Source organism: Clostridium sp. CF012 (assembly GCF_018861755.1).
In the GTDB taxonomy this organism is placed as follows: Bacteria; Bacillota; Clostridia; order Clostridiales; family Clostridiaceae; genus Clostridium_AD.
The window spans coordinates 1-10542 of the sequence record NZ_JAHLEF010000062.1; the positions used below are offsets into that span (position 1 = coordinate 1).

Annotated in this window: 16 protein-coding genes; all 16 read left to right on the forward strand. The window is 30.3% G+C overall.

Translation table 11 applies throughout. The annotated features are described in order from the left end of the window. Positions 1 to 330 (forward strand): CPBP family intramembrane glutamic endopeptidase (locus KPL50_RS25685; protein WP_216301333.1); only part of this gene is annotated, 330 nt, incomplete at its 5' end. 482 nt (positions 331 to 812) lie between these two features. Further along, the gene (locus tag KPL50_RS25690) at positions 813 to 1427 is read left to right on the forward strand and encodes a pyridoxamine 5'-phosphate oxidase family protein (RefSeq protein ID WP_216301334.1); all 615 of its coding nucleotides are present in this window, start codon (positions 813 to 815) and stop codon (positions 1425 to 1427) included. Between the two features lie 93 nt (positions 1428 to 1520). After that, entirely contained in the window at positions 1521 to 2048 is a 528-nt protein-coding gene (locus KPL50_RS25695; RefSeq protein ID WP_216301335.1) for a hypothetical protein, read from the forward strand. Positions 2049 to 2383: 335 nt separating this feature from the next. Then, the gene (locus tag KPL50_RS25700; RefSeq protein WP_216301336.1) at positions 2384 to 3694 is read left to right on the forward strand and encodes a cell wall-binding repeat-containing protein; all 1311 of its coding nucleotides are present in this window, start codon (positions 2384 to 2386) and stop codon (positions 3692 to 3694) included. Positions 3695 to 3718: 24 nt separating this feature from the next. Beyond that, on the forward strand, positions 3719 to 3862 hold the full coding sequence (locus KPL50_RS25705) for a hypothetical protein (protein ID WP_216301337.1): 144 nt from the start codon (positions 3719 to 3721) through the stop codon (positions 3860 to 3862). 77 nt (positions 3863 to 3939) lie between these two features. Beyond that, positions 3940 to 4119 (forward strand): hypothetical protein, encoded by a 180-nt coding sequence (locus tag KPL50_RS25710; protein WP_216301338.1) that lies wholly within the window; start codon positions 3940 to 3942, stop codon positions 4117 to 4119. Positions 4120 to 4154: 35 nt separating this feature from the next. Further along, positions 4155 to 4286 carry a hypothetical protein gene (locus KPL50_RS27650; protein WP_290443300.1) on the forward strand — a complete coding sequence of 44 codons (132 nt, stop codon included), beginning with the start codon at positions 4155 to 4157 and terminating at the stop codon, positions 4284 to 4286. A gap of 514 nt (positions 4287 to 4800) precedes the next feature. Beyond that, positions 4801 to 5367, forward strand: a complete 567-nt coding sequence (locus tag KPL50_RS25715; protein ID WP_216301339.1) for a GNAT family N-acetyltransferase — start codon at positions 4801 to 4803, stop codon at positions 5365 to 5367. 219 nt (positions 5368 to 5586) lie between these two features. Further along, complete coding sequence (locus KPL50_RS25720; protein ID WP_216301340.1) at positions 5587 to 5871, forward strand: hypothetical protein; 285 nt, start codon at positions 5587 to 5589, stop codon at positions 5869 to 5871. A gap of 217 nt (positions 5872 to 6088) precedes the next feature. Continuing rightward, positions 6089 to 6895, forward strand: coding sequence for a hypothetical protein (locus KPL50_RS25725; RefSeq protein ID WP_216301341.1), 807 nt, complete (start codon positions 6089 to 6091; stop codon positions 6893 to 6895). Positions 6896 to 6910: 15 nt separating this feature from the next. Beyond that, on the forward strand, positions 6911 to 7129 hold the full coding sequence (locus KPL50_RS25730; protein ID WP_216301342.1) for a hypothetical protein: 219 nt from the start codon (positions 6911 to 6913) through the stop codon (positions 7127 to 7129). Position 7130: 1 nt separating this feature from the next. Next, complete coding sequence (locus tag KPL50_RS25735) at positions 7131 to 7301, forward strand: hypothetical protein (protein WP_216301347.1); 171 nt, start codon at positions 7131 to 7133, stop codon at positions 7299 to 7301. Between the two features lie 217 nt (positions 7302 to 7518). After that, positions 7519 to 7965: a hypothetical protein gene (locus tag KPL50_RS25740; protein ID WP_216301343.1), complete on the forward strand. Its 447-nt coding sequence runs from the start codon at positions 7519 to 7521 to the stop codon at positions 7963 to 7965. After that, on the forward strand, positions 7959 to 8255 hold the full coding sequence (locus KPL50_RS25745; protein WP_216301344.1) for a GNAT family N-acetyltransferase: 297 nt from the start codon (positions 7959 to 7961) through the stop codon (positions 8253 to 8255). The genes KPL50_RS25740 and KPL50_RS25745 overlap by 7 nt, the downstream gene beginning before the upstream one ends. Positions 8256 to 8426: 171 nt before the next feature. Then, positions 8427 to 9251: a GNAT family N-acetyltransferase gene (locus tag KPL50_RS25750; RefSeq protein WP_216301345.1), complete on the forward strand. Its 825-nt coding sequence runs from the start codon at positions 8427 to 8429 to the stop codon at positions 9249 to 9251. 651 nt (positions 9252 to 9902) lie between these two features. Then, positions 9903 to 10433, forward strand: coding sequence for a GNAT family N-acetyltransferase (locus tag KPL50_RS25755; protein ID WP_216301346.1), 531 nt, complete (start codon positions 9903 to 9905; stop codon positions 10431 to 10433). The last annotated feature ends 109 nt before the right edge of the window (positions 10434 to 10542 follow it).

Consider the following 10542-nt stretch of genomic DNA (forward strand, 5'->3'; position numbering starts at 1 on the left):
ATTATATTAGGATTTATATGGGGGATATGGCATTTACCACTTTGTTTTATGCTATACAGTCCATCCACCCCTATTTATTGTGTAATATCTCATATTGGCTATTGTATTTTGCTTAGTATTTTCTTTGGATTTGTCTATATGAAAACTAGAAACCTTTGGTCGGTTATAATTATTCATTTAATTAATAACAGTATGGTTATTGATGACAGTAGTGCCTATGGTAAACCAATTTCACTAAAGGACTTAATACTAAGTTTAATCTTTTGCACTATTGTATTCCTACCATTTCTATTTACTAAAGAGTATAAGGGTAAGATGTCTAGAGAATAATTAAAAAAATTTTATAAATGCTTAATTTGCAATATCTTTATATGTTTAAGCAAAGCTAAATAATATAATAAGCTACTTTAATATATTATTTTAAATAAGTTAGTTCGCATGTTTCTTAAACTTCGTCACAACTGTAAGAAAGTGCGAAATACTATGAACCAGAAAGGATGATATTATGAATATGAAAAAGGTTATTAAAAATAAGTATGCTATCTATTTACTATGTTTGGTTACTATTACTTTTGTCTTAAATAGCTTTTATTTATATAATATGATAAGTTTAGTATTCCTGAAATATACATTATTATCATTAAATATTGCTATACTCTTACTTATAGCTATATTTAGAAAAAGGATTAACAATATATATATTGTAATAACATTTATTATTGTTGTTATATATAATACTGTAAACATTTTTATTACCATATATCCTAATAATTTAATTGGCAATAAAATTTCTTTCATTTTATTCATTTTATTTGTTTTATCATTTTATAAAGCTAATAGCATTAAATAGATTTAAGAAGCTACTTACGAAAATTAATTCGGAATATTCATATAACTTCGTCACAACTGTAGAATATCGCGATTTAGATTTATTGAAGGATGTGGGTGATAGAATGAAAGTTAATTTAGATACTATTAATAAAATATTAGAAAGAGAAAAACTTCTTTACTTGGCAACATCAAATGAAATATATCCAGACAATTCAGCCGTTTGTTTTGCATATGATGAAGATTTACATTTGTATTTTGGAAGCTATTCGGATACATTAAAATGTAGAAACATTGCAGAAAATCCATTCGTGGCAATATCTGTTGGAACATTACAAATTCATGGAATTGCAAAAATTGTTCCATATAGTAGTACAGAATACAAAAATAAAAGAAAAATTTATGACAAGCGTTTTCCTCAATATGTATCAGTATTCCAAAAAAATAGTAATGAATTATATGAAATAAATCCCCTTGCAATTTGGAACTATAATCCTTCATTAGGGGAGATGAATAGGGATGAATTGATAATTGATTTAGAATATTATCAATCAATCTCTCCATACAAATTTCATAAATATGCCGAGCGTTTATCATAGAATAATACGCAGTTTTCTTCTAAAGTGTCACAATGGTAAATTATTGTTCATCAAATAATAGTTATTAAAATTAGAAGAGCGGGGGTAATAATCGTGAAAAAAGTAATAAGAATATTTTGTGTTCTGTCTTTAGTTACATTAGCATTAGTTGGGTGCAGTAGCTCCGATGAAGGTGATGCTAAAAAAGTCGCAAAAGAGTTAACCAATAGTATCTACACAGTAGACGCTAAAGAAGTAGTTGATTTGAGTAGACTTATACTGCCATCGATAACTGAGGAAGGACCAAAGGGCGAAGAAAACTATAAAAAACAAAGTGATGCATTACTTGAAATGGTAAAGGCCATTGACAAAAACATAGTAGCTTTAATGACAGAAGAAGGGTATGAAGAGGCATTAAGGACTCAGTTTAAAACTGTGAGTACGAAAATATGTGTCATGAATAATTATATAGCACAAGTTACAGACCTTACTTTAGGTGAAAACGTGTATAAAGACTATAAAGATAACGATAAAGTAAGGTACCCTTATGAAGTTAAATTTGATTTTATATCTTCCGATGGTAAAACCAAACAAGCAGACACAGCCAAAGGAACTGTAGACCTAGTAAAAAGAAGATGGTAAGTGGAAAGTGTGTCTGTTTGATGTAAATCAATTTCCTGAATTATACAAGTAGTTAATGAACAGTAACCATTTATTGGATTCATTTAAAGGTTGTCATAATATCAACAGCTCTCTTAAACATAGCCTAACTTTAAAACAAATAACACTACGTAATGTTCTTATTAGACGTCACAAACAATAAAAGTTTGTGGCGTTTTTACTTATGACGACTTAGGAAAATATGGTGCATTAAAGATTGGACTATTTCAATCTTTAATGTTATATTATGTATATAATGGTAAAGCTAATATGTATTGGAATTATTATTATAATATATATAAAGGTGGTTGATTTTAATGTACAAAAAACATATGAAATTATTAATTCTAATAACATTCATGTTGACGATGATTACATCTACCAGTGTTTTGGCTTCTTCAAACCACACAAGATTGTCGGGAATAGACAGATATGAAACCTCATCTAAAATAGCTTTAAATGGTTGGACTCAATCTGATTATGCTGTTTTAGCTTTGGGTGAAGATTATCCTGACGCATTGTGCGCTGCTCCATTAGCTGGAAAATACAAAGCACCAATATTATTGACAAAGACAAATTCAATACCCACCTCAACATTAGCAACAATAAAACAGTTACAGGTTAAGAACATATTTATAGTGGGCGGTACAGGAGTTATTTCCAAAGCTGTACAAGAACGACTCACAGAACTAGGAGTAATAACTACTAGATTAGCTGGGAAAACTAGATATGATACTGCAATTGCGGTTGCTAAACAGTTAGGTAATGTTTCACAAATAGCAATTGTAACAGGTGAAGATTATGCAGATGCTTTATCTATAGCACCAATTGCTGCATCATTGAATATGCCAATTATAATAGTGGAACATAATAGTATACCTCAATCAGTTACAGATTACGTAGCTAGTCAAAGAATTGATAAAACCTACGTAGTTGGGAAAGGAACTTCTATAAACAATGTAGCAGGACTTCCTAATGTTATTGAAATTAATGGAACAGATAAATACGCAAGAAATATTTCCATTATAAATGCTTTTAAAAGTAGCTCAGATTTTAGTACAATCTATCTTGCAACAGGTGAAAACTTTGCAGATGCTTTAAGTGGTTCAGCCTTAGCTGGAAATAATTCTAATGTATTGCTATTAGTTGAAAATGACATTACAAAAGGGAAGAATTTGCTACAACTAGATTATCCTAATGCAAATATAAAAATATTGGGTGGTGTGGGTGCTATTGCAGATAGTACAGTAATTAGTATTGATAATACAACAACATCGAGTGCTATTACCATACCTACTACAGTAGATGATTCAGCTGTAACTAAAGGTACAAAAGTCAGTAAGATTACTATAACTTCAACACGATTGGGAATAGCTTCTAATGGACATGGTTATGCAACCTATAGTATATATGATGAAAATGGGAAGGATATTACAAATTCATCACTTAGTGACACTGTAACCTTTAAGAGTCAAGTTGGTACAATTGTTGTCAAAAGAGGACTGCTCACATTAACTCCGAACGCAGATATTAGTTTTAGTACACTTAGTTCAGTGGTGATAACTGGAAGGGATTCGATTACTGGAGTTTCAATGAGTGCTACATTAATCGTTCCCGCTGTGCTATGATTGTTGTCGTAGGGAATAATATAATTGAAATTTTATTACACTATTAAATTATTCTTATTAGACGTCACAAACAATACAGGTGCTACAAGTGTAAAGGCACTTTCTACAGTGGCTACTCAAGTAGGCACTTCAGATGTATTTGAACTTAATTTTGTTCAAATCAATTAATAAAGACCGGAGATACTACAGCTACATTCAAATATAAAATACCTGATGAAACTACTGGTGCAGATATTACTCAAACAATGTTGGCCTCACAGTTATATGGAGTTGCAACTGTAAGTTCAACAGTAAGCTTTGATCCATTAACTGGAACAGGTACAATAACATTTCAATCTTCTTATGATACTGATAAATCAATCAATTATTGTTACATTATTAGACGTGATAAGTGGAAAAATTACAACGTCAACGATGCATTTTAATACTGTAGCTGAAAAAAAATAATAAGATTATTATAATGACACTTGATCTACCTTATAAGGATCTTGGCAAAATTGGATTTGTAGCATATGAAGTATATGACCAAAATAGAAGAAGAATTAAAGAGATAAAACTAATTAAGACACTCGAAAGGGTGTCTTTTTCTTAAGAAAAAAAGGGAGCGGTAGTTTTGGAATAAATAGTTATGTTGCAATAGTAAACACTTATATCTATTAGTATCTATAAATCTAAACAAATAGCCACTTGTAGGGATAAGTGGCTATATTTTACAAAAGGAATATATGATGAAATGAAGATTAGGATATATCTATTATTTATATTTATGCTATAATATGGTATTGTTAAGTAACAATTGTATAAAAATGCGAAGATTTGAAATAACATATTATAAAGATTTATATTATTAACTTTTTATGTTATGGTATACTTGTAAATATTGAAAGGAGTGGTTGCCAGTGATTAAGATGATTAATATGTTAGAATTTAAATATATAACTACTCCAAATATGGTCTTTTAATGTAGTTTTGATGTGTAGCTGGAATAATATTAAAGTTATGACTTCATAATATACAGATAGATTCATTTACCTTGGTGTAGTTAAAAAAGCTATTTCAGGGGTATTTTTATGCCCAAATTTTGATTTTATGGAGGCATAGTAAAAATGAATTATGGATTAATTAAAAGAAATGAAATTAAAGAAGCAAGAAGGCTAATAATTTACAATCTAGAAACAGAAAGATTAAAGTTGTTGCCATTACAATCACATCACCTTGCGTTATCAGTAGAGGATTATGGAGAAATGCAAAGTGATTTGGGATTAAGAGTCACTAATATAATTCTTGACGAAGAAATGCAATACGCCATGAAAGTAAGGTTAAGAAAAGTACTTGAGGATGTTGAAAATTATTTATGGTTAACTAATTGGGCTATAGTCCATAAAGAAGAAAATCAAATAATTGGTTTTATAATGCTTAAATGCTATCCTAATGAAAATGGTGAGGTAATTGTTGGATATGCCATTGAAGAAAAGTATAGAAGAAATGGATATGCTACTGAAGCATTAAAAGGATTAACTGAATGGATTTTTGAAAATCCCAAAGCACTATGTGTGATTGCAGATACAGAAAAGACAAATATACCCTCACATAAAGTGTTAGAAAATGTAGGTGCTATCAAATATAAGGAAACTGATGAATTAATATGGTGGAAAATCGAAAACAAAAATTGAGAATATACAAATGAATTATATATGATAAGGTTAACATTATTCATATTAGACGTCACGAACAATAAAAGTTTGTGGCGTTTTTACTTGTGACGACTTAGGAAAAAATGGTGCAGTAAAGTTTGGACTATTCCAATTTTTACTGTTATGTTATATAATGGTAACAATGATTCGGAATCGTAATCTTATATGTAACTAAAAAATAATAATGGAGGTATAATTATGTGGATAATATTAGGAGTTATTGCTATGGTAGCAACTTTTATAAATCTTTATATGTATAAAGCAGGAAAAGACTATAAACTTGCTATGGCAATTGGATTGTCATTTACAGCATTGACACTTTGTGCAGAATACAGTGTTGTATCCAAGTGGGTAAAAGGCGAGGATTGGTCGGCTTTATTAGATGTTATACCTACAATGGAAAAGGCATTATGGTTTCTGACAATTATATCTATTTTACTAAATATAGCACCTATATTTTTAGAACTAAAGAATAAAGAATAATTACTTATGTCGCATCATTCATATTAGACGTCACAAACAATAAAAGTTAGTGGCGTTTTTACTTGTGACGACTTAGGCAGATAATTCGAAGCAAGTACCACACTTAGGAACTACTACAAATAGTGGTTATGCTTATAGCATAACTACAACACAAGTTATAAATGCTAATCAAAAATTTACTATAAAATTTAATACAAATAGTATAACTGCTCCAACATTGAAAATAAATACAGGCACAAGTTATGCAATTAAAAAAGCAAATGGGAATAATGCAAAACTATATGCAAGTGTATATACATTGTTTTGGGATGGAACGTCTTTTACCTTATTGGGTGAAGGAGGTGATTATGGAACTGCCTTAAATACCGATGTTATAAGTGGCAAAACCATTGGAACAGATAGTGGAATTGTAGTAGGAACAATACCTAACTTGAGTAATGGTGATACAAATTCAATAAGCACATTAGGAACGGGCGAGGGTCATTTATATTTGAGATTCCCACAAAATGCGTATTATGGTAATGGTCATGCACTTCATTACCCTGAACCTAATTTTATAGCTTCAAATATATTAAGTGGTAAAAGTGTGTTGGGACTTGTGGGAAATTATTATCCTTCTCGATATGTTGCTAGTGAGGAATTTAATCCTTCAAATCAAGGAGGTAACGACCCATATAGACCAATGTCGACATCAATTGCATCTCAAATGTCTAAAGTTGGGCGAAGACTAACAGTTAATTTTACAGGTACAATTAGAATAAAATTTTCTTTTTCGGCGGGGTTAACAAATATGAGTGCAAATGGTCAATTATATAAAAATGGTTCACCTTTTGGTACACTATATAGTGGTTTATTAAACGGTACAAATTCAATTGATATTAATGTAAATATTGGTGATTATTTTGAAACATATATGCAATCGCTAACCCCAAAATCTGGTGAATATTGTAGTTCATTATTAAACATTCATTACTCATTTATAAATGATTTAGTTGTAGTAACAAACGGAATAGCAGTATCATAAATTAGGAGGTAAATTATGAAATATAAATTTCAATATGAAGATGAAGTAAGTAAAGAAAAAATAATGGGTGAAAATACAAATAAGATTTTAGTTGAAATACAAAATCATTTTGATGGTAAATATCTTGTATTTGATGATGGAGTAGTACCTTTACAACTTACTATATTAAATGCACTAGAGCAACAAATAAATAGTTTACAAAATAAATTATTAGAAAGCGAAGGAGTGATTTAACATGGCAACAGTAATAGTTAAACAATATTTAGTAGGTATATTAGTTAAAAAAATTAGTACACAGGAGATAAATCCAAAGACAAATGAGCCTTTTAAAACAGATGATATTTTAATTGCAGAGTATAAAGTTGCAGTAGAAAATGCTTTATTGGAATTAGCGAAAGTAGTTTAGTCAAGACGGATTAGGAGTAGATGGCAATGGCAATCCAATCGTAGTAGAATAATCTAAATAGGGTAAGGTAGACACTCAATAGGGTGTTTTTATTTTGCCCTTTTTACTAAAAAAAAGATATCTCTAATCTTTATATTTATGATATAATATGGTATTGTTAAGTAATAATTGTAATTCATTACTAATCTAGATTATGTTTACATAAGGGGATAAGGTTATGATTTATAAAAAAAATATGATCGATTGTGTTTACCAACAGCTTGCAATTGACTATAATTGCTCGCCGGATGATTTTTTAAAAGACGGCTTTATTTTTACAGAAGCAAAACAAAATGAAGGAAGACGACCTTTTCCGTGGATAACACCGCGATTAGAAATGATTACAATGGGAAACGGTATAGTAATAAATGCATCTACTGATATTTTGCCATTTGTTTATCAACAGCTTGAAGGTAAGACAAGATATGAAGCATTGAATATGCCATTTGGTTACGGTGTCAACCCTTATTTTCTTCCGGATTTAGACAAAACTACTCTTTTGAGTAGAAATAAAGAGTTTGAATATGTAATTATTGAAAAAGATGATATACAAAAGCTTTATGAATTGAAAGGTTTTAATTATGCTTTGCAATATTCATTAATAGTCAACATCCCGAAATGGTAGCGGTTATAGCTAAATATAAAGATACGGTTGTTGGGATAGCAAGCGCAAGTGCTGAATGCAAGACCATGTGGCAGATCAGTGGTGATGTTTTATTTCCATATAGAAAAAATAAACTTGCGACTATTCTTGTAAATACTTTAACACTTGAAGTTCTTAATCGTGGATATATTCCATATTACAGTACAGATTGTAGCAATGTTATTTCTCAACGCGTAGCAGTTCAAGCAGGTTATCTCCCGGCATGGTCGAATTGCTTTAGAACAAGGTTGGTTGGATTATTGAAATCATAAAGGCGATTTTCATAGGTTGATTAACAAAATGATCATAATCTACAGTAAACTTAATACACAATCTTCATATAGTATGTGCTCATAAGTTATATAGGTTTCTGAATGTAATCTATTAAACGTGAGCATATGTAGAAAATTCTTGAAAACCAAGTTGAAAAATAGGGGGATATTATGATATATAAAATTAAAGATAGTAAAAGAAAACATATGTTAGAAGCTTATGACAAAGATAATAACTTAGTAGGTGAAGCTGTAATTTCACCTTTTATGGATTCAGATTTATCTGAAAAACCTAGATTAAATATATATATTGATATTACAGTAACAGATGTTGCAAATAAGATTGAACTAAAAGATCAAATGTTTGATAAAATAATGAAGCGCGCGCATGCTATAAAAGAAGAAAATAATAATATTGATGTAAGGGTATACCATTGTTGTTTTTCGGATAACAAAGAGAATATTGCATATTATTCGTCAAAAGAAGGGTTCAAGCATGATGAGGGTATGTATATAATAAAAAAAGAGATAACTGAGGAAAATTTCGAGATTACAGGTGTTGATGGTATTGATTTTGTTAAACTTGAGCTTATAGACGAAGATGAGATAATCCAATTAGTAGAGAAGCAAAATAAAGTATTTATTTCGGGTTATTCCTTAGAGGATTTAAAAAAATTGAAAAGTGAAAATGAGTGGTTCAGTATAGCAGCCAAGCATGAAGGTGACATCGTAGGTAATATCATAATTATTGTGAAGAAAAATGAATTAAACATTAAATATGGTTGGGTAGACGATTTGTTTGTTTCGAAGGAATGGAGAAACCGTGGTATTGGTGAAAATTTAATACTTAGAGCCTTAGAAGATTTAAAAGCTTTGAGTATTAAGGAATCAATCTTGGAAGTGTGGAGTGCAAATAAAAGAGCATTATCGGTTTATAATAGTTTAGGATATAAATTTCATGAAGAAACAGAGTCATCAATTGGGATGTTTCTTTAGTATTTATGTCGTTTTATTGTTAAACTTGGTACTTTAAAATTATTATAAGTGGTTAATCAAAAGTTAATCACTCTAAAATTATTTAATACTGTAATAAAGTGGGTTGTAATTATAAATAAATCTTAATTGCCTCACATTTCGGGTTTATTTAACTGTAATTATTATGTAGTATAAATGATATTCAAGGATAACTGGAGTAGGCCTTGCTCAAAATGCAGTGGCTAAACACCGTATAACAAAATGTTGCCGTCCGCCTTGGCTGGTGGACAATTTTTATATAGCAAGGTGTAAATTTATGACTACTAATCTATATATAGGTTAGTAGTAGCGCAGCGCCAATGCACATTCCTTCACCATGCCCGTCGGGCTAGGGTTCAGGAACGTCGGCAACAAGGAATGTTAGCTGAAATCGTTTCGAAATGAATGCTAATTCAAAGTCGTTGTTTGAAAAACATCTGATTCGCGTTCGTAAAATATAACGTAACAAAAGAAGTGAATATACTGGAAAGAATAGTTATAATTGTTCTTTCCATTGTGCCTATTTAAATTTATACTTATAATTTTTTTATGAGATAAATCAGATTGGTAAGATTATACGGCTTATGAAAAATGTATAACAACTCAATAAATAGTAATTTGCGGGGGATGAACATGATGGAATTAAGTACAGAGCGATTAATAATAAGAAGATTTTCAGAAAATGATGGTAAAGATTTATATGAATACTTTTCTAATCCAAAAGTACTGAAATTTGAGCCGTTTAAGCCGTTTACAAAAGATGAAGCTTATGGGGAAGCAAAAAGGCGTGCGGATGATGAAAATTTTCTTGCTGTATGTTTGAAAAGTGGGAAATTGATAGGTAATCTATATTTTTCTAAAGGAGACTTCGAAACTTGGGAAGTTGGCTATGTTTTTAATGAAAAATACTGGGGAAATGGATATGCTTCAGAAAGCCTACTTGCACTGATTAAATATGCTTTCTTAAGCTTAAACGTAAGAAGAATTATTGCGCAGTGTGATCCTAAAAATATTCCTTCTTGGAAATTACTTGAGCGTGTTGGAATGAGAAGAGAGGGAACGTTGCTTCAGAATATTTTTTTCTTTACTGATGAAAAAGGTAACCCTATTTGGAAAGATACTTATGAATATGGAATTCTTAAATCTGAATATATGAAGTTATAAATTCCAATTGTGCGCCCAGCTAAGGGTAATTAACCTAGCAGGTGGAAATCCTGTCTGAGTAAGGTCTAGCCAACCAACAGTAGCGAGTCTTGAGTTGTCATCAGTAATG